This window comes from Streptomyces sp. NPDC005898 (genome assembly GCF_040629635.1).
Classification (GTDB): Bacteria; Actinomycetota; Actinomycetes; order Streptomycetales; family Streptomycetaceae; genus Streptomyces.
In genome coordinates this window covers 37,426-63,042 of record NZ_JBEXWC010000032.1, presented here as the reverse complement: position 1 = coordinate 63,042, position 25,617 = coordinate 37,426, and the positions used below count along the sequence as shown (strand labels likewise).

The 25,617-nt window shown below is 72.4% G+C and carries 16 protein-coding genes; 6 read left to right on the top strand and 10 right to left on the bottom strand.

Features of this window, described 5'->3' with window-relative positions:
* Positions 1-776 precede the first annotated feature (776 nt).
* Positions 777-1,493 (top strand): DUF5995 family protein, encoded by a 717-nt coding sequence (locus ABZ385_RS30015; protein WP_358913884.1) that lies wholly within the window; start codon positions 777-779, stop codon positions 1,491-1,493.
* 67 nt (positions 1,494-1,560) lie between these two features.
* Here the strand turns inward: ABZ385_RS30015 and ABZ385_RS30010 are convergent, their stop codons facing one another.
* From ABZ385_RS30010 to ABZ385_RS29985, 6 genes are all read right to left on the bottom strand, one after another.
* Positions 1,561-3,162, bottom strand: a complete 1,602-nt coding sequence (locus tag ABZ385_RS30010) for a PfaD family polyunsaturated fatty acid/polyketide biosynthesis protein (RefSeq protein ID WP_358913883.1) — start codon at positions 3,160-3,162, stop codon at positions 1,561-1,563.
* Between the two features lie 529 nt (positions 3,163-3,691).
* Entirely contained in the window at positions 3,692-9,886 is a 6,195-nt protein-coding gene (locus ABZ385_RS30005) for an SDR family NAD(P)-dependent oxidoreductase (protein ID WP_358913882.1), read from the bottom strand.
* A 133-nt stretch (positions 9,887-10,019) separates the two neighbouring features.
* Positions 10,020-10,898 carry a class I SAM-dependent methyltransferase gene (locus tag ABZ385_RS30000; protein ID WP_358913881.1) on the bottom strand — a complete coding sequence of 293 codons (879 nt, stop codon included), beginning with the start codon at positions 10,896-10,898 and terminating at the stop codon, positions 10,020-10,022.
* Between the two features lie 569 nt (positions 10,899-11,467).
* Positions 11,468-12,199, bottom strand: a complete 732-nt coding sequence (locus ABZ385_RS29995) for a hypothetical protein (RefSeq protein WP_358913880.1) — start codon at positions 12,197-12,199, stop codon at positions 11,468-11,470.
* Positions 12,196-12,543 carry a DUF6114 domain-containing protein gene (locus ABZ385_RS29990; protein ID WP_358913890.1) on the bottom strand — a complete coding sequence of 116 codons (348 nt, stop codon included), beginning with the start codon at positions 12,541-12,543 and terminating at the stop codon, positions 12,196-12,198. The genes ABZ385_RS29995 and ABZ385_RS29990 overlap by 4 nt, the downstream gene beginning before the upstream one ends.
* The gene (locus ABZ385_RS29985) at positions 12,540-13,172 is read right to left on the bottom strand and encodes a DUF6230 family protein (RefSeq protein ID WP_358586830.1); all 633 of its coding nucleotides are present in this window, start codon (positions 13,170-13,172) and stop codon (positions 12,540-12,542) included. The genes ABZ385_RS29990 and ABZ385_RS29985 overlap by 4 nt, the downstream gene beginning before the upstream one ends.
* Positions 13,173-13,447: 275 nt before the next feature.
* Here ABZ385_RS29985 and ABZ385_RS29980 point away from each other — a divergent pair, with 275 nt between their 5' ends.
* Genes ABZ385_RS29980 through ABZ385_RS29970 form a run of 3 tightly spaced genes read left to right on the top strand, consistent with a single transcriptional unit; the run spans position 13,448 to position 16,869 of the window.
* Positions 13,448-13,618 carry a hypothetical protein gene (locus tag ABZ385_RS29980; protein ID WP_358586832.1) on the top strand — a complete coding sequence of 57 codons (171 nt, stop codon included), beginning with the start codon at positions 13,448-13,450 and terminating at the stop codon, positions 13,616-13,618.
* 12 nt (positions 13,619-13,630) lie between these two features.
* Positions 13,631-13,981, top strand: coding sequence for a GNAT family N-acetyltransferase (locus ABZ385_RS29975; protein ID WP_358586834.1), 351 nt, complete (start codon positions 13,631-13,633; stop codon positions 13,979-13,981).
* Positions 13,963-16,869 carry an AAA family ATPase gene (locus tag ABZ385_RS29970; RefSeq protein ID WP_358913879.1) on the top strand — a complete coding sequence of 969 codons (2,907 nt, stop codon included), beginning with the start codon at positions 13,963-13,965 and terminating at the stop codon, positions 16,867-16,869. Before ABZ385_RS29975 ends, ABZ385_RS29970 begins: the two co-directional genes overlap by 19 nt.
* A gap of 15 nt (positions 16,870-16,884) precedes the next feature.
* On the opposite strand, the gene ABZ385_RS29965 is transcribed toward ABZ385_RS29970, so the two are convergent.
* The gene (locus ABZ385_RS29965; RefSeq protein WP_358913878.1) at positions 16,885-19,602 is read right to left on the bottom strand and encodes a LuxR family transcriptional regulator; all 2,718 of its coding nucleotides are present in this window, start codon (positions 19,600-19,602) and stop codon (positions 16,885-16,887) included.
* Between the two features lie 205 nt (positions 19,603-19,807).
* Here ABZ385_RS29965 and ABZ385_RS29960 point away from each other — a divergent pair, with 205 nt between their 5' ends.
* Positions 19,808-20,671 carry a helix-turn-helix domain-containing protein gene (locus tag ABZ385_RS29960; RefSeq protein ID WP_358913877.1) on the top strand — a complete coding sequence of 288 codons (864 nt, stop codon included), beginning with the start codon at positions 19,808-19,810 and terminating at the stop codon, positions 20,669-20,671.
* Here the strand turns inward: ABZ385_RS29960 and ABZ385_RS29955 are convergent.
* Entirely contained in the window at positions 20,642-21,739 is a 1,098-nt protein-coding gene (locus tag ABZ385_RS29955) for a helix-turn-helix domain-containing protein (protein WP_358913876.1), read from the bottom strand. The two genes, ABZ385_RS29960 and ABZ385_RS29955, sit on opposite strands and share 30 nt — an antisense overlap.
* A 352-nt stretch (positions 21,740-22,091) precedes the next feature.
* On the opposite strand from ABZ385_RS29955, the gene ABZ385_RS29950 reads away from it, so the two are divergent.
* On the top strand, positions 22,092-23,087 hold the full coding sequence (locus ABZ385_RS29950; protein ID WP_358913875.1) for an alpha/beta hydrolase: 996 nt from the start codon (positions 22,092-22,094) through the stop codon (positions 23,085-23,087).
* 13 nt (positions 23,088-23,100) lie between these two features.
* Here ABZ385_RS29950 and ABZ385_RS29945 read toward each other — a convergent pair whose 3' ends face one another.
* Both ABZ385_RS29945 and ABZ385_RS29940 read right to left on the bottom strand, forming a co-directional pair.
* Entirely contained in the window at positions 23,101-24,057 is a 957-nt protein-coding gene (locus ABZ385_RS29945) for an AraC family transcriptional regulator (RefSeq protein ID WP_358913874.1), read from the bottom strand.
* Between the two features lie 46 nt (positions 24,058-24,103).
* The gene (locus ABZ385_RS29940) at positions 24,104-25,507 is read right to left on the bottom strand and encodes a PLP-dependent aminotransferase family protein (RefSeq protein WP_358588549.1); all 1,404 of its coding nucleotides are present in this window, start codon (positions 25,505-25,507) and stop codon (positions 24,104-24,106) included.
* Positions 25,508-25,617: the final 110 nt, after the last annotated feature.

The window sequence follows — 25,617 nt, the reverse complement described above, 5'->3', positions numbered from 1 at the left end:
CAAGCGCAAGGGGGATTGTCGTTCGCTCGTGGCGGCGTGACCGACAGGCGAAAAGTGCCCTTCCTTCCACGCCAGTTGGGCTGCACGAAATCGGGACAGGGCTGGCGCCATCCCAGAGGGGTGCAGATGGGGAGCTGCCCTCTTCCAGCGAACTAGGCTGTTGACGTGCACGAACGCCCCGTCGCCTCTCCGCCCCCGAACTGCCGAACGTGCCGCTGAAACCGCGGGGACGGGTGCGCTGAACTGGGGTCCCGTATCCGGGGCGGGCGAGCGGGAGGACTCTCGGGAGAGGTCGTGGTCGCTCGCGGTGGCGTACCGGAAGGGCCGAGGCGGAGGCGTCCGTCCTCCAAACCCACGGCAACAGCAAGAACATCAGCACTGCCGACGTCCACGGCGCCCATCGGACGGCGAACGCCACCACCGGCACCGGTGTCCTGTCCGGCCCGCGCTCATACTTCCCCATAGCACCATCCGGGCCGCAGTCCGGCAGGCGTGCGCCGTATCGGTGTCTGTTCGCTGTCATTTCCCCGTCAACGTCCAGCGCCACGATGTGCCGGTGTCACCGTTACCCCCCTGTCCCTCCGGTCGTTTCCTTCTCAAGGGCGGATGCGGGACGCGGAAAGGGGTGCGAGGTGGCGGTCGGTATCTCGCCTGTACGGGCATGGTGTGCGGTGGTGCTTTCAGCGTGGCTGTGCGCTACAGCGGCCGTTCCCGCGGGCGCCACAGAGGGGACGACACGAGGGGAACTTGGCTGCCACGGACCGGTGGTGGGCTGTGTGGCCGAGGCACAGGAGACGCTGCGGCAGGTGCGGGACGAACTGGGGTGCGACCACCGGGCGCCGTTCCCGGCGATCTACGTACACCTTGAGCAGTCCCTCAAGGACGCGGTACGCAACCCGCACGCGTTCGACGAACCGTCCTGGCTGGCAGGCGACCTCAACACCGGGTTCGTCAACCTCTACCTGTCCGCCCGGCAGGCCGACCAGAACGGCCGCACCGTTCCCGCCGCCTGGCGCATCGCCTTCGCGGCGGCCCGCGCCGACGGCGTCAACGCCGGACAGGACGTACTGCTCGGTGCCAACGCCCACATCCAGCGCGACATGCCCTACGTGCTCGCCCGCCTCGGACTGCGCCGCCCCGACGGCTCCTCACGCAAGGCGGACTACGACCGCTTCCAGACCGTTCTCGACCGCGCCTATGGCCCCGCGGTACGCGACGTCGCCGCCCGCTACGACCAGATCGTGGCACTCAGCGACGACCGGTGGAACCCCATCGCCGGCCTCACCGCCTCCCAGCTCTTCCGCTCCTGGCGCGAGACCGCCTGGACCCACGCCCGGCAACTGCGCGACGCCCCTGACGAGAGTGCCCGCCGCTCCGTGGTGCGCTCCATCGAGGCGAACGCCGAACGCTGGGCCGCCCGGTTGGCCGCACCCCGCATCCCCGACTACCGCCGCATCCGCGACCGTTACTGCGCTGCCCACAATCCCTCGTGATCGCTGGGGCCCGCCACCGGGTCACCCGGCCTCGGCGGGCCGCCGGAGTCGCACCACAAATGTTGGTCTAATGCTGTGAACTGCTGAAAGGCAAGCGGTATTCGGCGCAAGAAGCCGGAAGACGTAGACCTGACAGACGCAATTGGGTCACCCGTGTGTGGAAGGCCGCAGCACTCATCAAATGGTCCGCGATGGAGACGACCTCGCGGTTCTCGGGACGGGCGAGGTCGGTGCCCGCGGTCCAGCCGTTGAAAGCACCCATCGCAGGCCCGCACCAGATCTGCCAGTCGCCCCGACGCTCCTCGGCGCCGGAGATCGCCCAGCGACTGGCCATGGCGAGATACCAACGGAAAACCATGGCCATGCGGAACTTGGGATCCTGCTCCGCCCGGCGGTGCCATTCTGGGTGATGGGCGAGCAGGTAGTCGGCGGTTTCCTGCCAGGCTGCGGTCAGCGTGCGTTTCAAAATCCGTTCCTCTACGTCACGACGTTCTCCGGCTGGGAGTTCCTCCAAGGACGAATGTTCCCGGTAGAGGCGATACAACCGCGCGGCGGCCCCGGCGAACAGCGTTCCCCGGCTGAGGACCTGCACGGTGCCGCCCTGTTCGAACAGGTCGGCGGCTGGAGCCATGGTGTAGTCGGTGAGCCCCGCCTGGGCCAACAGTTGCTTGGCGCCGTTTGAAGTGCCCGCCTCCTTGGCGCTTTGGTTGACCGAACCGGTGACGACGTAGCAGGCGCCCAGGGCGAAGGCGGCGGTGATCGCTTCGGGAGTCGCGATGCCGCCTGCCGCGCCGATCCCGACTTGCCCGGCCGGGGGGTGCTCCTGAGCGATACGGTTACGGAGCCGCAGGATCGCGGGGAGGGTGACGACCAGTGGACGGCGGTCGGTATGGCCGCCGGAGTCGGCCTCGACGGTGATGTCGTCCGCCATCGGGAAACGACGTGCGAGTTCGGCCTGCGCCCGCGTCACCTGCCCCCGGGCCACCAAGTCCGCCACAAGCTCTTCCGGAGCCGGTCGCATGAACATTTCCGCGATCTCCTGACGGGAGATCTTCGCGACGACCCGGTGTGTGGCGCGCACTTCACCGGCGGAGCCGCTCTGCAGACCCGTCACCCGGTAGCGGACCAGGTCGGTGGTGAGCCGGACGAACGCAGAAGCCTCCACACAGGGAACGCGGTGGCGTAGGCACGCGTCGACACAGGCGCGTTCCTGCTCCGGAGCGACGGGGTTGTGGATCAGGTTGCACGCATACGCCGTTCCGCTGGCACCGAGTGAGCGTGCCAGCCGTGCCAGCGCCTGGTCCACGCGTTGCTCCGGCAGACCGGCGGCGCCGAAGGATGCGAGGTAGCCGGCTTTGGCCAGGCTCAGCACCAGTTCCTCGGAGGAGATACCCCCGGCCATCGCGCCGGCCATGTAGGCGTACCGCACTCCGTGCCGACGCCGGAAGTGCGATGAACCCAGACGCTCGGTCGGCTGCGCGGGCACAGCTGTCAGGAGAGTATTCCCACTGTCCGGTCCTGGTGGGCGGGACATCACACCGACACGGCCTCCACCCCTGACGACGTAGCACGGGTGGTCGAGATCAGCCAGGACGCGGTACACGTCGTCGGGCGCGTAACGGGCTTTGGAGGAGCCGTCGTTCTGCCGCACTGTCTCCGACGCGGTCATCGGGTCTCCTTGGTCGGCTGCGTTGATCCGGCCGACGGGATGTCGACTTCGGTGGGTCCGAGCACGGGTGAGGCAGCGGCCGTCAAGGGCGGCACCACCGCGCCCGCAGCGGCAGGGGGACCACTCGGTGGCGTGCCGGGGCCCTGGCTTCGCCGTGTGCCGCACTTGGGGAGGGGAGTACTGGCTCTTTCGATCAGCCAAGCGTCAATGGCCCGGTGGGCAGTAAGGACTTCCCCGTGCGCGCGCTGCATCTGATCGGCCAGGCGCATGGCGAGGGCGGCTGTTTCGCAGTAACGGCCGACGGTGGTTCGCAGCGCCCTCGATGCGTCCAACTCGTGGGCGGACGTCCCGGACACGACCGTTGCTCCCGTGCTTGCCGCGGAGGGCCGCGGTGCTCGTCCCGGTTCCGCGGAGGGGGCTGGGATTACGGACAGGGGAGTTCCGTTTCCGGGCCCTTGCGGCGGAACCGGGCGGACGGGCACGGCGACCGGCAGGGGAAGCGGCAGACCTTCGAAGTCCAGCTCTTCCATCATCCCTGCCCGCGTCGTTCATGCATGGGGGGACGGGGGATCACGCTTTTCTCCACATTCTTGACAATGGCCTCGGGAGCTGCCCAGAGCAGCTTCACGCGCGTCCAGCGTTGGTGGACGCGGCCGTCGGGAGCTGCCGCGACGAGTGTGCACTCACCGAACAGGGGATGGGTTTGGTCATCGTGTACTTCGACCACGATGGCGAAGGGCTCATCGTCCGGCAGGGGGGTGAAAAGCTCCAGACGCTCGAATGCGACCGGTACCGGAATACGGGCGCTGTCGGGCTGCGGCACAAGGGTCACCAAGGCGGCCTGAAGCAGCAGGTCGGCCAACGCGGGACGGTAGAGCTGCCCCGCATAGGCGCCGTTGGCCAGGGCGGGCTCACGCATGCGCGCGGCCAGCACCGCGTGTCCGGGTCCCTGCGTCAGCACGTTTCTCAGACCCCTCAACGTCGGGCCGTGGAAGAGTCGGCCGTCATCGTATGCGGGGTGCGGGGTAACGCCGATCTCGTACGGGGGCAGCGGAACGCGGGGTGCGACGGCCGGCTCGGCGGCCTGCCGGAAGACGCCTTCGTACCGAAGTTTTCCGTCCGGCTCAGGGTCGTGCACCGATGCGGCGATGGTGGTGGGGTCCTCCTGGGGCGCCAGGGTGACACGGAAGCGCTCCTGGTGGCCCGGAGGGAGGAGGACGCCCTTGGCGATGTTGAAGTTCTCGCAGATGACCACCGGATGCGCGCCGCCCAGCGCCCGCTCGACACTGTGCACGCCCCACCCGACGGCGGCTGTCATGGGCAGGACCGGGACTCGGGCGAAGCGGTGGTCATGAAGGACTGGCTCCCGACCGAGGCCCGCCACCGGACGGTGAGCGGTCCGCCCCGCTGCTGGCAGCCGCTCGAGCCTGCGATAGAACGGGGTGGTCGGCCCGACGACGGTGACGCCGCTCCACCTGGTACCGGAGGCCAAACGGCCAAGGAAGTGGGTGGTCCCCTGTTCCCGGGTGAGTACCGGAACTCCGGCGTCGGCGAACACCTCGTGGATACGGCCCGCCATCCCGCCTTCCCAGGGCCCCCATGCGATCGGCACCACTCGGCACTGAGGGTGTGCGGCTTGGAAGGCGCAACCGACCCTGTTCACCGCCTCGTTGGCCAGTGCGTAGTCACTCTGTCGCAGGTTGCCCCAGACCCCCACCACAGAGCTGAACAACACCAGGTGTCGCAGACGGTCGGGTTCGAGCGCGTCGAGGATATGACACAGGCCACTGACCTTGGTCTCCACCACCGAGGCGACGGAGGAGGCGGCGGCGTCCCGCAGGGGCCGGTCGCCGAGCACTCCCGCTCCGTGGACGACGCCGGTGATCCGTGCCGCGTACGGCGCGAGGACCGATGTCACCTGGGCGCTGTCACGGACGTCTGCCGAGACGTAGTGGGCTTCGGCCCCATGGGTCCGCAGGGCCGCGAGTGCGGAGCGGATCTCCCGCTGGGTGAGCAGCAGTCGAGCGTGCCGTGTGATCTCGGCGGCGGTCGCCGGGACGGATGGATCCTCTCCCGCCGCCCGGGCGCGTTCCCCCAGCGCCTCACGGAGGTGTTCCTCGGTGTGCAACCCAACGGCCCAGCCGGGCTCTTCCTCCAGGGGAGTACGGCCGAGGAGAAGATACCCACAGGCATGCCGGGCGGCGAGTGCCTGCACGCTCCAGGATGTGATTCCTCGTGCGCCGCCGGTGACGAGCAGGAAGTCGTCCGCGGTGAGTTCGACGTCGACGTCGGGGGCCGGCAGGACGGGATCAGGCGACCGGGACAAGATCGGTGTCCGCCGTCCGCCGTCGGTGTCGAGTCCGACTTCGCACACGTCCGTCGCCAGGTCAGCGATCTCGGCCGCGAATGCCGTGCCGATCTGCTCGGTGGTCGACCCTGGGGCCAAGTCCACAGCCCGGCAGAAGAGGGTGGGTGCCTCGAGGGCGGCGACCTTGACCAGTCCACCGATGCCACCGGCCAGTGCCTGGAGCGCGTCACCGCCCGTGCCGGCGTGACCGAGGGCGCCGTCCAACTGGGTCACGGAGACCAGGGCGGCGCGGGTGCCGCTTTCGGCCGCCGACTGCAGACGGGGCAGCACGTGCTTGGTCATGAGGACGGCGTGACAGAGCCGTTGCGTCATCCGGCACCTGTCGTCGTCCGCGTCGCGGCTGAACGGCAGGACGCACAGATCCACGCGCGGGTCGTGGGCGAGGAGCTCTGTGAGACACGAGACAGTGCTTGCCTCGTCCCAATCGGGGAGCACGGCGTGGTCCGCGGTTGCCGGGCCGTCGTACGTCGTGACACCGGGGAGGTACAGCAGACGTGTGCGCCAGCCGAGAGCCGTCAGCGTCTGTGACAGCACGGTCGCCAGCTCGCCGCCGTCATCGAGCAGCAGGGCGGACGGCCGGTCCGGGTAGAGACCGACGCAGACGTCCACAGGAGGAAGAGGACGGAGCGTGACGAAAGTGGGGCCGGTGTCAGAGCTCAGTGGCGTGATGACCAGTTCCGACCGGGGTTCCGTCCGGGTCAGGACGCTGCGTAGCATGTCCGTCAGTTCCCCGACCGTCCTGGCCTCGGTGAAGCGGTACAGATCATCGCGGCCGATGGCGGGATAGCGGCGCCAGATCTCCGCACCGATCTCGACCTGCTTCAGCGAGTCGATGCCCAGCTCCTCCTGGATGTGCATCCCGGGCTCGATCATGTCGATGACGTAGCCCGTCTTCTCGGCGACGACGGCGCGGCAGACGTCCTCGAGTTCCGCCAGGTCCACTTCCTCGGTCGCCACCGCGAGCTTCGTGAGCCCGGCCCCGCCCTGGTCGGCCGCCCAGAGTTCAGCGAGAGCCGTTTTCGTGGGCGGTGGTGTCCGGTCTTCGCCGGACCTGGGGTGTGCGGCAGGTGCGCTCGGCTGCGTGGGCAGCGCCGGCGTCGCGCCTCCCTCGACGGCGAGGGGCGCCAGGCTGTCGCCGTTGGAGCGGGGCGAGGTGAGCGCTGGATTCTCACCCCCTGACTGATCCGGGACGTCTCCCACAGAGGGAATGCGCAGCAGACGTGACACGACCTCGCTCGCCCGCTCGTGCGTCCGACCCACCGCCATGCTGTGCTCGGCGACAGTGTGCACGGCTGTGGCCAGCGTCGTGTCGAGCCCTTCGCCCTGGCTGCCCCGCTGGAGCAGGTCCGTCAGCTGCTCCGCCGTCCGCAACTGGGCGTCCAGGTAACGGGTGTGCACCGCCAGATGTTCTGCTGCCGCACGAGCCAGGGGATCGTCCTGAGCCGCTGTGGCGCCGACCGTAGGGTTCCCTGACGAGTTCCCTTCGCCCCACTCGGCGGGCGCGGCCACCCGTGCGGTGTCCTCGGCGAGCCGCTGCTCATGGGCCGGCCGCAGATCTTGCATCGCGAACATCGGTCCCTCCAAGGTGCGTGCGACCTTGGAGGGTTGCGCCTTGTCTTTTCGCGCGACCTGAGCACACGGGTCGACCACCGATGCCATGACTCCCAGAACGGCCAGCCTTACCGCTGCTTCCTTCAGCACGGCGGCACCGTTCGTCCCGGGACCGTGGTCGCAGGCGATCGTCTCCACCTCGCGGTCGCCCAACGTCCGCTCCACCAGCTGTGTCAGCATGCGCCGCGGCCCGAACTCGACGAAGACACGCACTCCGTCCGCGTACATTTCCTCCAGACGCGCGGCGAAGTCCACGGGTTCGAGTAGCTGTTCGACCAGCGTGCGACGGTCGGCGTTCTCATCCCCGGTGTACGCGGCGCCCCTGGTGGCGCTGTAGACCTGTAGGGACGGCGCGGTGAAGGCGGTCGCGGAGCAGGATGCCGCGAACGCCTCGGCTGCGTGGCCCACGAGCGGCGTATGGAACGCAGCCGCCACATCCAGCCGCTTGGCACGCACACCGCGGGTGGCACACAGCTCGGCGAACCGGAGGGCGGCCGCGGTCGGGCCCGCGACCGTGTACTGCCCCGGAGCGTTGTAACCGCTGACCGTCAGTCCGGGGATCTCGCCGAGCAGAGCCTCGAGTTCGGCGCAGGACGCCTGGACCGAGATCATCGTTCCCGGGTCGGTGTCCGCACCGGCCGGCAGCTCCATGGCCCGCCCGCGGGCGCGGGCCAGTTCTGTGAAGGCGCCGTCGTCCAGCACCCCGGCTGCCCACAGTGCGGTCAGCTCACCGAAGCTGTACCCGAGTACGCCCTGGGGTGTGAAACCCATCGTCCGCAAGTACCGGTACTGCCCCATGGACAGAGCTCCGATGGCTGACTGGGCGTGTCCGGTCCGACGCAGCCTCTCGTGCCCGGTGTCCGGCTCCTCCGCCACTGGAGGGGGGAAGACCGCTTCGGCGAGGCTGTCGTTCGAGGGGAAGTGGACGTTGGCGTCGTCGAAGGCGGCGCGGACGGGGGGGACCGCCAGAGCCGTGCTCAGTCCCATGGTCACGTACTGGCTGCCCTGACCGGCGAACAGAGCGCCGACGCCCGTCTCGGGCGGCAGTGCCGAGGAGCGGTAGTGGATTCCGCGGGGGTGCCGCCATTGGGGCAGGCCGGTGTCGTGTCGCAACCGGTCAGCAGCGAGAGCGAGCAGCTCGTCGTACTCCTCCACGCCAGTCGCCACGAAGCCGATGCGGGCGTGCTGGGGCGGCGGCGGTTCGGTGGCCGGGGGGTTCCCCCGCTCAAGACACCGCAACAGCTCCTGCCCATCCGGTGCGTGCCACAGGGCCAGGCGAGGGACGTCGTGCAGGGGGTGCTCACGATGGTCGCCCGAGCCTGGATACTCCTCCAGAACGGCGTGGTAGTTCACCCCGCCGAAACCGAACGACGAGACCCCGGCCCGACGTACTGGCCGGGACGGATCGAGCACCCACGGGCGGGCATACGTATTCAGATAGAGGGCGCTGTCCCCGCCCACCGTCTGGGCATGGGGCTGTCGCACGTTGATGGTGGGCGGCAGCAGCCGGTGGTGCAGTGCCAGCGCCGCCTTGATCATTCCTGCGGCACCCGCCGCGGCCTTGGTGTGTCCGATCTGGGACTTCACACTGCCGACCGCCGCGAAGTGATGTTCTTTCGACCCGGACAGCACCTCGCTGAGCGCCTTCAGCTCGACATCGTCACCCGCCCGAGTACCAGTGCCATGGGCCTCGATCAACTGGACCGCCTGGGGAGGGCAGTCCGCGTCGCGGTAAGCCCGTCGCAGCGCCGTGACCTGCCCGTCGATGTGCGGGGCGTAGATGCTGCCCGTTCTGCCGTCGCTGGAACTGCCCAAGCCCCGCAGAACCGCGTAGACGCGATCACCGTCACGCTCAGCGTCCGCGAGGCGCTTGAGCACCAGGATGCCGATGCCCTCGCCCACCAGGGTGCCGTCGGACTTGGCATCGAACGGACGGATCTGTTCGCTCGGGGACAAGGCGGGAGTTTTGCTGAAGCACATGAACGACACGATCGCGTTGTCCGCGTCGCAGCCACCGGTGAGCATCAGGTCCGCCCGTCGGCTCTGCAGCTCATCCACGGCTGAACGCAGCGCGGCCAGGGAGCTGGCACAAGCGGCATCCACTGTGTGGTTGGCCGCTCCCAGGTCCAGCCGATTGGCGATTCGTCCAGAGACGACATTGCCGAGGACGCCGGGGAAACTGTCCTCCGTCCACTTCGGAAAGGCCGCCAGTTGGCTGCGCACGACGGCGTCGACCGTGTCCTCCGGCACGCCCTGGGCGCGCATGACCTCGGCCACTTGGGGCACGAACAGCCGGGCGGCCAGCGGCAGGAGAGTGGAGTTGGTGCCGCACACTCCGAGCACCACGCCGGTGCGTGCCGCCTCGTACCAGTCCGCTCTGCCCTGCCCCGCGTCTTCGAGGGCCTCCTTGGCCACGACAAGACTCAGAAGTTGCACCAGCCCTGTCGAGTCAAGGGTGTTCGGCGGCATTCCGAACTCCTTGGGATCGAACACCTCGGGGGTCAGGAAACCGCCGCGTCGGCAGTAGGTCTTGTCCTGGGCGAACGGGTCCGGATCGTAGTACTCGTCCGTGCGCCACCAACTGGACGGCACGACGTCGGAACAGTCGCGCGCGGACACGACATTGTTCCAAAACTCCCGGACGTCGCCTGCTTTGGGGAAGCGTCCCGCGAGCCCGACGATGGCGACGGGGTCTTTGGCAAGCCGTCGGTCAACAGTGGATGGTTCAGGGGCAGTGTGTTGCACCAGGACCTCATGGTGTGGGCGTAGGAGTGGGATTACGTCAGCCGCTGCTTACTTGTTCGGAGGTCTGCACATGCAGCAATGGAGGTATTGCAGAGCCGTCGCGCGCCTGTGGAAGGATGCCATCCGCGTTATGTCAAGGGGTTTCCGCGTGGCAGAAAGTCGTGTCGAGAGGTGGACCATTCCGGGTGTCTCCCGCACGCGGGAACGTGATGCGCACAGTCGCGGGAATGCACCCGCCTACGAGGGGGACACGGTGGCCGAGGCGGTGGAACAGCCGAAAAGGACCAGAACTGTGCTGGGCTGGGACATGTGCCACGGATGTTCCTGCGGGCAACTGGGACCGCAAGTGTCCCAGGCTGCGCGGTGACAGGCTGCTGGACATGGCGGGGACACGGAATTCCCCGCACCGCAGCTTCTTGAGCCGGGACAAACCGACGAACCACCAGGGCGCGGTGTCAAAAATGGCGGTGTGGCCGGGATACCTCTGCCCGAGTGCGCGGAGCAGGCCAATGACCTGCCCGGGTTTGAAGTACATGAACAGACCCTGGGCGGTGATCAACAACGGAGCACCGCTCGGCACTTGTTCCGTCCAGTCGAGGGCGAGCACTGAACAGGGAATGTGGGTAACGCGGTCCGATGGCGGCATCAGCTCCTGTCGCAACCGAATGACATCAGGCATGTCGACACCGATCCAGCGCAGTTGACCGTTATCTACTCGCCAGAACTGTGTGTCGAGACCCTCGCCCAGATTCACGACTACGGCGTCGGAATGGCGAGACAGGAACAGCCGGATCTCGGCATCGAAGACCCTGGCACGTTGTGCGAAGTAGTGCGCCATGAGCGAAGTGCGACGTCCCATGACGGGGCCCAGCGTCTGTCGCCTGCGCTGAATCTTGAGGAGAACCTCCTGGGCCACGGTGTCGTGCAGGTGCATGGTGCGGTGATGCAACGCCCACACGGCCGTCAGAGCAACTCCGCTCAAGGGGGCGATGCGAGGTGGCTCCTGACCCATAAAAGTCTCCTTGTCACGCGCTGCGGATCGGGCTACAGCCGTTATGCAAACTGTCCTCTCGGTACAGCAACACCAGTCGAGGAGGGTACCGGCAGGAAAGGACTCGGCCCGGGCCAACTCTTTGCAACCGGCGGGAACCGGCGAGCCGTTACTGGCGTCGCCCAGAGCTTTCGTGCCAGGTGAGAGGCGGTCGTGCGGGAGGCGGTGCGCTCCTGTGAAGCGGCAGTCTTAATACCCGGACGGGTGAGGAACGTGGCATGTGAGCGACGCTGTAAAAGGGATTATGAATACGATCGACAAATTCCGGACGCCCGCTCATGCCCGGCTCCGAGCCAGCTCGCTCGCCATGGCAGGTCCGGCCACGCGGGGCGCGAAGCGCATGACCGGACCCGTGGCGCAGGACGAGGGCGTGAGGGCCGCCGAGTTGCTCTGGCTGCACGTACAAGGCGATTGCCACACGGCAACGCGCGCTCGTCCAGCACGCTCCGGGCCCTCGCGCGGTCCTTGGTAGCCGCAGGAAGGCTGAGCGCGGGGACGGCGCGAAGACAGTGTCGACGGCGAAGAGGGCGTCATACGTCCCCTGGGACCGGACCCGCGCCGTCCGGGGCGGCGTCCCCGCAGACGCCGCTGCCCGGGCCGATCGTCACCGCCGTGCCCGCAGCCTCACCGGCCTTCGCCCACAGCCCGTGCGCGACCACCGCGTCCAGCCGCAGGAACGGGACGGGCACGGGCGGCAGTGCCCGGGTGGAGACGGTCAGGGGCAGGACGCCCAGGAGCCTCCCGCGCAAGATCGCCGCACGGAAGAGGACAGTGCCGGTCAGGGAGAACTCCTCGGCGACCAGGCACGAAGCTGCCTCACCGCGCCCGTGACGGATGCGGGCCCTGGACAGGTGGATCGAAGAGGCCCGGCACAGGTCCGCGGCGGGCGGACAGTAGAGGCCCGTGACGGACAGGGTGGCCGCCCGCAGCGTCGTCCCGCCGGACTCTGCGGTCCGTCCGCCCGGTGCGGCTGAGGTCAGGCAGTCGGCCAGTGCTCGCGCCGCCGTCTCACGCTGCCCTCGCCGGGGTTGAGCGGAGGGCAGGGTGCCGGGAGCACAGCCGCGGTCAGGCCCCGCTCCGTCAGCGGAAGCGGCGCCCCTCGGCCCGCCGGAGGGCGCGGCACTCTCCGGGGCGGGAGCGAAGACCTCACCGGAGGGGCCGGCCCGCCCCGCCTCGTCGGCAGTACCTACCCAGGCCGACGTGAGGGAGGCGGTCAGGCCCGCGCCCACAGCGAGCCACAGCCGCGCACGACCAGGGCTCACCCGCCGTTCCCCGCGGCCTGGAGGGACGCGGGTCGCCAGGCCACTGCCAGGGCTCCGCCGACCAGCGCGAGCAGCATGCCCAGGAGGAAGCCGCCCAGGTTGGCGAACGGATAGGAAAGGACACCCAGGGCGATGGCGGCAGCTCCGCTGAAGCGGGCGCGTGCCGGCGCGGTCCACAGGTGCACCGCGCAGCCGACCAGCGCGAGCGCGAGCATGACGGTGGCCGCCCCGCTCACTCCCTGCACCGGCAGCAGACCGACCTGGGCCAGTGGAAAGTAGCCGATCTCCGCCCCGGCGGCGGCGACGCACACGATGGCCCCCCGCGGGCGGTGTCCCCGCCTCACGCGCACGGGTGCTCCCCCGCGCGGACGTCCATGGTGGCGTCGCCCAGCGTGAACAGCCCGGCGGTCAGCGACCAGGCGTCCATCCTCATGTGCCGGATCGTCAGTGAGTCCGCGTACTGACCGTACGTTCCCGGCGCTCCTCGGGCGCCACGCAGCGTGGCGGCGTCACGCCCCATCTCCACCGCGTGGAACCGCATGTCGCCCCGGATGGACGACAGGTCCAGCGCCAGCGACGAAGCCTTCACCGCCCGGTGGTCACCGGATCGGATCCGCAGCGTCGCCGTGCCCAGCGGGGTCCGTGCCACCGCGGACTGGCACAGCCCGTACAACGCGGCCTCCTCCAGCCCGACCGCGGCGACCGCGTGCCGCCTCCCCGACGTCTCCTGACGGAACGAGGCGAACTGCGTCACCCCTTCGGCCTCCAGCCTGTGCGCCGTGACGGTGAACGGGCTGCCCGCCACGGCGAACGACACCGGGATCGCCGCCGCCGTCGTGGCCGCGACCATCGCACCGGCCAGCACCAGCGCACCGGTCACGGCGAGCGCGAAACGCCGCCAGTCCGTCCGTCCGCCGGCGCTCCGGTGACGGGGGCCGGTGACACCTGGTACGCGTACGCCACTGCGCCTCATGAGGTTGCCTCCCGGAAGACGGTCTCTCGCCGGTTAACGTGCCGTGTCCGGCGCAGGTATGCCGCCCATCCGGGTGATCGGCGACACGGCCTACGGGCAATACCGGTGATCTGACCGTACGCCAGGGGCCCTTGGCGCCCCTGGCGTGCTCCACGTGCAGGGGAACAACCGCGTGGGGGAAACTGCGCACCCGTCCATCACCTGATGCCGGCCTTTTGCTGCCCTCTCCCAGCGAACTAGGCTGTTGACGTGCACGAACGCCCCGTCGGTATGAGATGTCATGGAACTTCATCGGCCGCCGCCATGACGACATCGTCGAGGCCGCGCGGGCATGGCAGGACGCCTTCGACCGCTTTGGCACCGTCCCGGGCTACGCGCGCGGACGACTGCCCGGCCCCGCCCTGACCCGTGTACGCCTCACGCCGCGCGCCGACCCACGTCCCTGAAAGGCCACCCCCATGACACGCCCCGTCCCCGCCCCCGTCGTCCGCCGCGTGGATGCCCGGCACCGTTACGAGATCCTCGTCGGCGACACCACCGCCGGCTTCACCGCCTACCGCGACCAGGAGGACCGGCGCGTCTTCCACCACACCGAGATCGACGAGGCCTTCGCGGGACAGGGCCTGGCCGCGACGCTCGTACAAGAGGCGCTGACCGACGTGCGCGCCGCGGGCAAGCGGATCGTGCCGGTCTGCCCCTACGTGGCGAAGTACCTCCACAAGCACGGCGACTTCGCCGACATCACCGACCCGGTGACCCCCGAGGTGCTCACCTGGCTGCAGGACAGGGCGTGGCAGCGGACCTCATGAACGACGGCGGCGGTGAGCGGACCGCCGAGGTGCTCGCCGGGCGGGACGCGCACCTCGCCGCCATCGGAGCGGCCCTGGCCGGTATCGCCGACGCGGGGACGTCCGTACTGCTGCGGGGCGACCCCGGCATGGGCAAGACCGCGCTTCTGGCGGCCGCGGAGGCAATGGCGCGCGACGCCGGACTGCGGGTGCTGCGGATGACCGGCGCCGAGGCGGAGACGGGCCTTCCCTTCGCCGCCCTGCACCAGGTGCTCTGGCCGCTGCTCGACGGCACCCGGGCGCTCCCCGACGAGCAGCGCGACGCCCTGGAGAGCGCGTTGGGCGTGCGCGAGGGCATGCCGCCCGAAGGGTTCACCGTGGCGGGAGCCGCGCTCGCGCTGCTTGCCCACGCCGCCGCCCGGCGCCCCGTCGTCGTACTCCTGGACGACCTCCAGTGGGCCGACCCCTCCAGCGTCGCCGTCTTCGGGTACCTGCGACGGCACCTGACGCCCCTGCCCCTCGTCCTCGTCGGCGCCACCCGGCGCGAGGGCGACGCGGGCGGCGGGGCCGGGGGTACGCAGGGGAGCGGGGACACCGAGAGCCTGCCGGGCCGGGTCATGGATCTGGAGCCCCTCGACGCGGAGCAGGCCGAACGGCTGCTGCGCACGCTCCACCCGTGGCTGCCCGCCCCCGCGCACCGCCGCGTGCTGCGGGCGGCCGCCGGAAACCCTCTCGCCCTGCACGAACTCCCGGCCCAGCTCAGGAGGTTGGCGCCCGACCATCCCGCCCTCCTCGCGGGCGCCCGCGCCGAGGACGGCGACGAGCTCTTCGGTGAACTGCCGCTCGGCGCCCGGCTGGGGCGGCTCTACGAGGACGGGCTGCGCGCCCTGCCGGACGACGCCCGCCAACTGCTGCTGGTCGCGGCCGTCGGCGGCTCCTTCGCCCAACGCGTCGGCGCCCTGCGCGCCATGGCGCGCGAGGTCACGACCACGCCATGGGACCGCACGCAGCGCCACATCGAGGCGTCCGGCCTCGCCCGCGTCGACCTCAAGCGCGACCGCGTACTGTTCCACCACCCCCTGGTGCGCGCCTGCCTGGCGCACATCGCCTCCCCGGCGGAGCGCCGCGCCGCACACCGGCTGCTGGCCCGGCACCTGCCCGCGAAGAGCCCGCAACGCGTCACCCACCTCGCGGCCGCCGCCGTCGGCACCGACGACCACCTCGCGGAGCTGCTGCACGCCGAGGCCGACAACATGGCCGCGCAGGGCGGGGACGCCGAGGCCGCCGGGATGATGGCGCGCGCGGCGGGCCTGACCCCCGACCCCGCGCGGCGGGTGGCGCGCCTGGTCGCCGCCTCGGTCATGGCCGCCCGCGGCGGGCGGCTGCGCCTGGCGGCGGAACTCGTCGCCCAAGCGGAGACCGAGGCCCGCCCGGAACCTCCCCGGCCCGCCGCCCCGCACGCCTTCGCCGTCGCCTACACCCGGCTCCAGCTGGCGGGCGACCCCGCACCCGCCGTCGAACTGCTGCCCGGCGCACTGGACCTGCTGGCGGCACCCGAGGGCCGGGACCAACGCGCCGGGCTGCTCGAACCGATGCTGTTCCTGCTCATCGTCGTCGCCGTCCACACGGGGGACGAACGCGCGTGGGCCGCCGCCGAACGCCACGCACCTGGCGCCTCGCGAGCGGCGGCGCTGTGCCGGCGCGCCTGGGCGGGGCCACCCCCGCACACCGCGACCGGCACGCCTCGCGACACCGGACGCGCCGTCGCCGGCACCGACGACCTGGCGGGGCGCCTGCGCGAGGCCGTCGCCGCGCTGCCCGAGGACCGGGAGACTCCCGCCGCCTGGCTGCTGCTGTGGGCGGCCGCCGCGCTCGACGCCGTCGGCGAGCACGAGGCGCTGTCCCGCCCCTTCGCGCGCGGCCACGCGGTCGCCACCCAGGCCTTCCTCGACGGCCTGCGCGCCCACGACGACTTCCTGCACGGCCGCTGGGACGCGGCCCTCGCGCTCGCCCGCGACGGCGCGACGACGTCCCGCTCCCACGGCCATGTCTTCAACGAACTGCTGTTCCTGCAACACACCGGTCAGGTCCTCGCGGCCCGGGGCGAGTGCGAGGCCCTCGCCGCCCTGGAAGCCCCGCTCGTGGGCGCGGCACGCGGGCAGCACGCGCGCCGCGTCGCCGAGCGGCTGCACGGCCTGAAAGCGCTGTGCGCGCTCGGTCACGGCCGGGCCGACGAGGCATGGGACCACGCGCGCTCGCTCACCGCACCCGGCGTGCTCCCGCCGCGCTCCCCGTGGTTCCACCTCGGCCTCCTCGACTGGATCCAGGCCGCGGTCGACAGCGGCCACCGGGCGGACGCCCTGCGCCACCTGCGGGCGATCAGGGACGCCGGCACCGCGCCCACCTGCGCCCACCACGCCTTCCTGGCGGCCGTCGCCGAAGCCGTCGCGGCCGACGACGACGCGGCGGACACGCGCTTCGAGGCCGTCTACGCCTTCCCGGACGCGGCACAGTGGCCCTTCCCGCTCGCCAGGGCCCAACTGGCCCACGGCGCGGGGTTGCTGCGGCGCGGACAACACGTCACGGCGGTCACTCTGTGCCGCGCCGCACGCGACACCTTCACCCGGCTCGGCGCCACGTCCTGGGCGGCACGAGCGACGCGCGAACTCGACACGGCGGCCGCGCGCCCCAGCGGCCATCCCCTGCTCTCCGCACAGGAGTTCCGCATCGCCGAACTCGCCGCCCAAGGACTGACGAACCGGCAGATCGGGGACCGGCTCGGCCTGTCGCCGCGCACCATCGGCGCACACCTCTACAAGGTCTTCCCCAAGCTGGGCATCACGACCCGGGCCGGAGTGGCCCGCGCCCTGGCCCTGACCCGCGCCGAGCGGCCGGGCGGTCCCGCATAGGGGCGCCGGGACGGCTCAACCGCCCGGCAGCGCCCTGGCCAGTGCCGCCCGTGAGGAGATGCCCAGCTTCGGGAAGATCCGGTAGAGGTGGGCCCCCACCGTGCGCGGGGACAGCCGCAACGCGGCACCGACCTCCTTGTTCGTCAACCCGGTCGCCACCAGGCGGGCGATGCGCAGCTCCTGCGCCGTGAGCCCACCGCCATCCGCCGAACCACCGCCCAAGGGGGCCTCGACGGCGCGCAGTTCGGACCGGCACCGCGCCACCCACGGCTCGGCCTCCAGGGCGCGGAAAGTACGGCAGGCGGCCCGCAGTACGCCGCTCGCCTCGGCGCCCCGCCCCCTTCGCCGCAGCCAGGAGCCGTGCGCCAGCCGCAGCCGCGCCCTCTCGAACACCCACTGACAAGAGCCCCGCACGGCGTACGCGGCCGCATAGGCCGTATCGGCCTCGCCGTCGTCGGCCGTCATCGCGGTCGCCGCCGCCAGCAGGAAGGCGTGGTGCGCCGAGATGCCGTCCATCCGCGCCGCCCGGCCCGCCGCCACGTGCGCCAGCGCCTCGGCGCGGCGCCCGGACCCCAAGCAGGCGTCCACCAGGTCGAAGAAGGGCAGATGGAACCACGCCAGACCGCACGGCAGCTCACCGGGTGCCATCAGGCGGCGCAGCCGCGCGTACGCCTCCTCGTGCCGGCCGTTTGCCAGCAGGACCAGCGCCTCCAGCCGCTCCAAGTGGTCGGTGACCAGCCGCATCCGCGCCCTGGCGGCGGCCGGCCCGATCCGCTCGCGCACCTCGCGCAGCGCCGGCGCGTCCCCGCGACCGGCAAGGAAATGGGCGTAGTAGAACCGGAACAGCAGCGCGTTGCAGTGATACCCGGCCTCGTCCGCACGCTCGGCTGCGGCCACGGACTCCTCGGCCGCCTCCCACTCGCCCCGCAGGAACGCCTGGTGGTACCGCGCCTTGGCCACCGAGCCCTGCGTGGCGTACGCGTGCTCCCCGCCGAAGAGCCGCCACAGGTCGGCGTCCGCCGCGTCGACGGCCGCCGCCGCCCACAGCACCAGCCAGGAGTTCCCGGCCTCCCGCCCGGCCGTCATGCGTGCCGTCAGCACCCGCAGATCGGCCTGCGCGCCATGCGCCGTGCGCGGCGGGTCCGCCCAGGCGCGGTGGCACAGCCGGGCGGCGGGGGAGACATGCGCCGTGTACCGCTCCAGGGCCCGCCGGCCCCGGGCGTCGCCCGTGTACGACACGGCCAGCAGCAGCTTGAAGAACATCTGCTCCACGAGGTCGCCGCTGTCGGGAGCGCCCGGCGCGGTCAGCGCGGCCAGCGCCCCGGGCAGCAGCTCGATCGACGACGCGAAGTCGACGTGGTAGCTCTGATCGACGTACACGACCGCGTAGGCGAACAGCGGGGCCACGTCCTCGGGCACCGGCCCGCGCCGCACCTCCTCGACGAGGCTCGCCGCGTACGCGAGCCGCCCGCCCCGCGCCGACATCACGGCCGCCCAGGTCAGCCGGCGCGCCCGGTCGCCGGGGTCGGGGCCGAGCGCCGCCGCGCGTTCGAGGAGCAGGGCGGCCTCCGCGTCGCCGCCGCGCAACGCGATGCGCTCTCCCGCCCGGTGCAGCCGCGCGGCGAGCCGCTCGTCGGGACCGTCGGCGGCCAGCGCCTCGTGCGTCAGCCGGCGCGGATCGTCCTCGCGCAATCGTGCGGCCAGCGTCCGGTGCGCGGCCTGCCGCTCGGCCCGTTCCGAGGAGGCGATGACGGCGCTGCGCACCAGCGGGTGCCGGAAGACCAGCCGTCCCGTGGCGTCGAGCCGGGCAAGACCGCTCACCTCGACGCGCTCGACAAGTTGCTCCGTGCCGCCGAGGCCGGGCTCGCGGAGCGCGCCGCCGCCCGTGGCGTCGATCCCGTCCAGCGCCGTGAGCAGCAGCAGCCTCCTCGCGTCGGCGGGCAGGGCGCGCAGGCGCCGGGCGAAGAGCGACTCGAGGCGCCGCCCCAGCGGCAGCCGGTCCGGCAGCGGCACCACGCCCCTGCGGTGCCCGTACGCCAACTGGCCGGGCAGTTCGGCCAGCGCCAGCGGATTGCCGACGGCCTCGTCCATCACCCGCTGCGCGGTGGAGGGCGCCAGGCCCGGATGCCAGTGCCGCAACAGCGCCCGCGCGTCCTCCCGGGACAGCACCCCCACGTCCACCGTGTGCTCGTCCCGCCCCGGAGCCGCCCCGTCCTCGGCGCGGCTCGCGCCGACCATCACCACGCGCAGCCCGGTGATCCGGCGGTGCAGGAAGACGAAGACGGCGACGCTGGAGGAGTCCACCCAGTGCAGGTCGTCGACGAGGATCAGCACCGGACGCCGGCGCGCCTCCCCGGCGAGCAGGGCCAGGACCGCTGCGCCGACCATGAAGCCGCTCGGCGGCAGGCCCTCCCGAAGCCCGAGGACCCTTTCCAGCGCGGCCAGTTGGGGCCCGGGCAACGCGCGCGCGTTCGCCCACAGCGGCCGCAGCACCTGGTGCAGCGCCCCGAAGGCGACCCCGGTCTCCGGCTCGTGTCCCGCCGCCCGCAGCACGGTGAAGCCGTCGCCGTCGGCACGCGTGGCGGTCCAGTCCAGCAGCGCGCTCTTGCCGATGCCGGGATCGCCCCGCAGCACGGTCGCCGAGCCGCCCGCGCCGGTTCGCGCGTCGTCCAGCGCCCGGCCCAGCAGCGCGCGTTCGCGCCGTCGGCCGACGAACACCGTCCCGTCGCCCATCACCGCCCCCTGTCCTCGGTCCGCCCAGGAACACCGTGACACCGCGGCATTGCCCCAGTGTGCACAGCTCCTGCCCCTGCCCGCAGAGAGCCCTCCACAGCCTCCCACCTGGGACGGAGCGACCACAGGATGGATCCGCGCGGACCCGCGCCGAGCACCGGCGACCGCGCGCAGCACCGGACCGACGCCCAGATCAGGGGGACTGATGAACCCGATGCCCGCGCCCGCAGGCGCCGACGAGCACGCACTCGGCTTCCTGGGGGTGAGCACGCTCCGCGGCACAGCGCCCAGCGTCGTCCGCGTGCCCACCGCGGAACAGGGCGGGCCGTACCTCCTGCTGGGCTTCCACACGAGCGGCGAGGCGACGCTCGTCCGCCGGGGGAGCGCCGTGCCGTGCCGGCCCGGGGACCTCTTCGTCGTCGACGGGACGCAGCCCGCCGTCCTGCGCGAGTCGACGGCGTACGAACTGCACCTGGTCCGGATCGCGCGCCGCGCCCTGACCCTGACCGACCAGCAGGCCACCGACCTGAGCGGCCGGGCCCCGGCCGCCGACGGCCCGGTGGCCTCGCTGCTCGGCACGCTCCTGCGGGAACTGGTCGCGGTGCCCGCCGAGGACGCGCCCCGGACCGCCCTGCGGCTGGCGGGCGCCGTCGCGGAGCTGGTGGACCTGCTGGCCGTGCAGGACGCCGACCCCGGGCCCCGGGGCCGCGCGGAGCTGGTGGGGCGGCTGCGCGCGTACGTCGACGCCCATCTCTGGGACCGGAACCTGACGCCCGCCACGGTCGCGGCGGCCCAGCACATCTCGATCCGCTACCTCCACAAGCTCTTCGAGGGCCACGGCAGCACGGTCGGCCGGTGGATCCAGCACCGCAGGCTGGAGGAGGCCCGCCGGGAACTGGCCCGCCCCGGGCGCGACGGCGTCACCGTGTCGGCGGTCGCCCGACGCTGGGGTTTCGCCAGCGCCACGCACTTCAGCCGCAGCTTCCGCGCGGCGTACGGCATGTCGCCCAGTGACTGGCGCGACGGCCGGACCGGGCCGTCAGCCGATGCCGGGCCCGCCTCCGGCTGACCGGGGCCCCGGGCCCGCTGCCGTCGCGGTCGGCGCCGCGAGGCCCGACGCCGGGGAGGCGAGCACCAGGCGGCGCCACTGCTGCGGCGGGTGACCGTGCACGGCCTTGAAGGCGCGGCTGAAGTGCGCGGCGCTGCGAAAGCCCCAGCGGGAGGCCACGACGGCGAGTGAGGGGCCGACCCGTGCGCGCCGCGCCAGCTCCCGCGCGCACTCCTCCACCCGGCGGCGCTGGACGAGCCTGCTCACCGTGGTGTCCTCACCCTCGAAGAGGCGGTGCAGATAGCGGACGGAGATGAAGTGCGCCGCGGCGATGCGCTCGGCGGACAGCTCGGGGTCGCCGAGGTTCCGGTCGATGAACCGGCGGACGGACAGGACGAGGTGGCGCGGCCCGTTCTCCGCCGCCTGCCCCGCTTCCCCGGCCGGCTCACCGACGAGGGCGGCGACCGCGTCGGTCACCACACCCCCGAGCCGTTCCGCCACCGCCGCGGGGATCGGGGCCGCGGACTCGTCCAGATGCCTGAGTACGGGGGTCAGCAGCGCGGCCACGGCCGGCGACGGGTCGAGGACACGGGCGGTGGCGCCCCGCAGGACCGCCGCCGGGACGTGCAGCGCGTGCACGGGCAGCCGGAACAGAAGCGTCCGGGAGCACTCGGCCCGGCCGCCGTACCCCACCGGCCCGGCATCAAGGGCGGGCCCGCCCCCCTCGACCTGCCCGCCCGTCAGGTCGACCGAGAAGGGGCGGCTCAGGTCGAGCAGCGCCAGGCGGCCGCTTTCGACGTGGGTGCCGCGGCCGTCCTGGGTTATCCGTGCGGTGCCGGTCCGGGGCACCAGCAGCGCCACCGCCTCCGGGCCCGGGGCCGGGCCCGGGCGCCGGGTGAGAGCGAGCGGCCCGGTGACGCAGGTGATCATGTCCACGTACCCGAAGTGACGCAGTGTCACGGAGCCGGCCGTCGCGGCGCCCCGGGGGACGTCTTCCTCGACGGGCGCCAGCCACCGCGACAGCGCGGCCACGACGTCGGTGGACGCGCCGCCGCCCGGTGAGATCGCCGTACCGGCTCGAGTGCTCACGTGGGTTCCCTTCAGCCGTCCCGGAAGGCCTGTGCCGGTGCGAGGGGAGGGACGGCCGCGCCCTCGCACCGGTACGAGTCTTCCGAAGGTGCCCGGGAGGGGAGTAGGTCATATGACTGCACTTCGAGCGACCCGGCCCGCCACGGGCGTTTCGCGCCGGCGCCCCGCGAACTGTGCACGCAGCGGCACGGACGCGTACCGAGACCCCGCCCGGTTCCCGGCGCCGACCGCCTAGGGTGGGTGCCGCGTGCCGGCAGAGCCGCTGTGCGGCACCGAGCGCCCGCTCGTCCGGCCGTCAGTGCGCGGCGGCGCCTTCGAACGGCCCGTGCCCCGTCCCCGCGCAGGAGTTCCCGTGCAAGAAGACGCCCCAGCCCTGGGGGAGAGACCTGCCCTCGAACGACGGACACGCGCCTTCCTCCGGGAGCACGCCTGGGCCGCCGCCCCGGACACGGACGCGGACGCGGACGCGGACCCGGGGGAGTCCAGGGCGCGCATGGCCGCCCTGTGGGACGGGGAGGGCCGCGACGACCCGGACGTCGACGAGGAGTGGCTGGCACTGCCGGGAGGCGACGGCCACCGGATCAGGGTGCGCATCCTGCGCCCGGCCGGCAGCGACGACGCCCTGCCGGTGGTGCTGTACCTGCACGGGCTCGGCTGGATGACGACCGACGCCTACGCCCATCGACGGCTGGTGGCCGACCTCGTGCTGGGGGCGGACGCCGCGGTGGTCGTCCCGGAGTACGAGGGCCCGAACGACGCACGGCATCCCGGCGCCGTGGAGCGGGCGCACACCGTCGCCCGCTGGATCGCCCGGCACGGCGGGGAGTGGCGGCTGGACGGGGCCCGGATGGCGGTCGTCGGAGCCAGCGCGGGAGCCCAGCACGCGGCTGCCCTCACGCTCCTCGCGCAGGAGCGCGGCGGGCCGCGCCTGCGCCACCAGGTGCTGATGTGTCCGGTGACCGACGCGGCGATGGACACACCGTCCTACCGTCAGTTCGCGGACGGCTACTTCCTGAGCCGGGCCACGATGCGGCGCTACTGGCAGCAGTACGCCCCGGATCCGGCGAGCCGGACGCACGGCACGGTCTCGCCGCTGCGCGCGCCCGTCCACAGCCTGCGCGGCCTGCCGCCGGCGCTCGTCCTCACGGCCGAGGCCGACGTCCTGCGCGACGAGGGGGAGGCGTACGCGGCCCGCCTGAGGGAGGCGGACGTCCCGGTGGTGTCGGTCCGCTACCACGGGACGATCCACGGCTTCGTGCTGTTCGACCCGCTGCGCGGCACGGACGCATCCCGGGCGGCACGCATCCAGGTGACGGACACCCTGCACGCCGCCCTGCACGCGGCCTGACCCTGCCCCCGGCTCAGGCGCGCCGGCGCCGCCATTCGCCCGGCGTCATGCCGTACTCCGCCCGGAAGCGGCGGCTGAAGTGGCTCGGGCTGCTGAACCCGCACCGGGCGGCGACGGCGGCGACGGTGAGCCGGTCGTAGCGCGCGGCGGCCAGCATCTGCCGTGCCTTCGCGAGGCGTTCGCCGATCAGCCACTGCTCCAGGCTGATGCCCGCCTCGCCCAGCAGGACGTACAGGCCGCGCACCGAGATGGCGTGCTCCGCCGCGATCCGCTCCGGCGTCAGGTCCCGGTCCGCGAGGTGCCGGCGCACATACGCCCTGACCCGGGTCAACAGCGTCTCGTCCAGCACCGACCTGACCGCCGGGGCGTCCTCGGCGTGCGCGGCCGACAGGAGCAGGGCGCGGACCAGCTCCGTGGTGGCGCTCGCCAGCGCCGGCGCGCCCGCGTCGCCCTCAAGGCGCGCCGGATCGCGCCACACCTCGCGCAGATGGTTCAGGACCAGGCCGTACAGCGGGCTGGCGGGCAGCCGCAGGGACGCCCTCTCGACGACGTCCGGCGGCACGCCCAGGCGGTTCGCGTCGAACATCATGGCCCGGGAGGCGCCGTCCCCGGACCAGCCGTACACGCGGGACGACAGTTCGTGGAAGACGCAGATGTCGTCCCGGCCCAGCGTCCTGCGCGTACCCCCGACCTCGGCGCGGTGCGTCCCCTCGGTCTGCAGCGAGACGGAGACGACGGGGTTGCTCCGGTGGTGGCGCACGTGCCGTTCCGTGCGCCGCACCTCGAACCCGGAGTTGCGGGTGGCGAAGAGGTCCAGTCCGCCCACCCGCCACGCCGCCATGCGCGCGTGGATGCCGGCCTCGGGCTCCTCGTGGACGACGTCGTTGGGCACCGACGAGTCGGTCAGGGCGTGATGGAACGCCTCCGCCCGCTCACGCGGCGCGACCGCGTTCAGATCGACGAGAAGCACACATACCCCCACACACACAACCGGCCCCCGGGGGGAGCATTCTGCCTCATCGGCGCCGTGCGCCCCGGCCTGCCCCGGGCTCGTCCATGGCCGGTACGGGATCGGGGAGGGCCAGGCACAGGGCCTCCAGAGCGGCGTCGAAGGCGTGGTCGGGCGGGGTGCCGTAGCCGATGACGAGGCCGTCGCGGGGCGGCATGGCGCTGTCGGGGTGGCGGTAGGCGGCCAGGCCTTCGAGGGCGAGGCCCCGGCGGGACGCGGCGCGCACCGCCGCCGCTTCGCTGCCCGGCGGAAGGTCGAGTACGGCGTGCAGCCCCGCGGCGATACCGCCGACCCCGATGTGCGGGGCCCGCGCCCCGAGGGTGGCGAGCAGCCGGTCGCGGCGGCGCCGGTAGTTCAGCCGCATCCGGCGCACGTGCCGGTCGTAGGCGCCGCAGACGATGAAGTCGGCCAGCGTGAGCTGCTCCAGGGCGCCGGTCCACAGCTCGCGGGCGCCCTTGACGGCGAGGATGTCGTCGACGAGGTGGTCCGGGACCGCCATCCAGCCGATGCGCAGGGCGGGCGAGAGGCTCTTGCTGGTCGAGCCGATGTAGACGACGCGGTCGGGGTCCAGGCCCTGGACGGCGCCGACCGGCTGGCGGTCGTAGCGGAACTCCCCGTCGTAGTCGTCCTCCACCACGAGCCCGCCGCCGGCCCGCGCCCAGTCGATCACGGCGGCCCTGCGCGCGGGATGCAGCGGCCCCCCGGTCGGGAACTGGTGGGCGGGGGTGAGCAGGACCGTGCGGGCCCCCGTCCCCGGCAGCTCGTCGATCACGGCTCCCCGGGCGTCGACGGCCAGCGGGACGGTGCGCCGCCCGGCCGCCGTGAGCAGCGAGCGGTGGAAGTCCAGTCCGTACGACTCGACGGCCACGTCACCCGGCAGGACCCGCCCGAGCATCTGCAGGGCGTGGGCGAATCCGGCGCAGACGATGATCCGGTGGGGCGCGGTACGCACGCCACGGGCCCGGGCGAGGTACTCGGTGAGCGCGGTGCGCAGCTCGATGCGGCCCCGCGGATCGCCCACGCCGAAAGCGTCGTTGGGCGCCGCGTTGAGCGCGCGGCGCGAGGAGGTCAGCCAGGCCGCGCGGGGAAACATGGCGGCGTCCGGCGAGGTCGGCATCAGGTCGTGGGCGGGGCGGCGCACCGGTGGCGCCGAGCGGCGCGAGCGGTCCGGCGGCAGGGGGGTGCTGCGCCGGGCGACCCGGGTCCCTGAGCCCTGCCGCGCCGTGAGCCAGCCCTCGGCGACCAGTTCGCCGTAGGCGTCGCCGACGGTGTTGAGGGCGATGCCGAGATCCCTGGCCAGACTCCGGTACGGGGGCAGCCGGGTGCCCGGGGCCAGCCGGCCGGTGCCGATCGCCTCGCGCAGGGCCCGCATCACCTGGTCGCGCAGCGCGCCCGTACCGCTGAGCTCCAGGTGGAAGTCGGTTCCCGCACTCGCGTCCGGCGGCGGGAACCCGCGCCCGCCCGAGGAATTGCCCCAATGATTGGCCACGGGAATGCACCATACCCGGGGGCTAATCGGCT

What these genes read in the sequence shown, in the direction of transcription:
- ABZ385_RS30010 (WP_358913883.1), bottom strand. Translation starts at nt 3,162, where the DNA reads ATGACCGCGTCGGAGACAGTGCGGCAGAACGACGGCTCCTCCAAAGCC.
- ABZ385_RS30000 (WP_358913881.1), bottom strand. Translation starts at nt 10,898, where the DNA reads ATGGGTCAGGAGCCACCTCGCATCGCCCCCTTGAGCGGAGTTGCTCTG.
- ABZ385_RS29985 (WP_358586830.1), bottom strand. Translation starts at nt 13,172, where the DNA reads ATGAGGCGCAGTGGCGTACGCGTACCAGGTGTCACCGGCCCCCGTCAC.
- ABZ385_RS29980 (WP_358586832.1), top strand. Translation starts at nt 13,448, where the DNA reads ATGTCATGGAACTTCATCGGCCGCCGCCATGACGACATCGTCGAGGCC.
- ABZ385_RS29975 (WP_358586834.1), top strand. Translation starts at nt 13,631, where the DNA reads ATGACACGCCCCGTCCCCGCCCCCGTCGTCCGCCGCGTGGATGCCCGG.
- ABZ385_RS29965 (WP_358913878.1), bottom strand. Translation starts at nt 19,602, where the DNA reads ATGGGCGACGGGACGGTGTTCGTCGGCCGACGGCGCGAACGCGCGCTG.
- ABZ385_RS29960 (WP_358913877.1), top strand. Translation starts at nt 19,808, where the DNA reads ATGAACCCGATGCCCGCGCCCGCAGGCGCCGACGAGCACGCACTCGGC.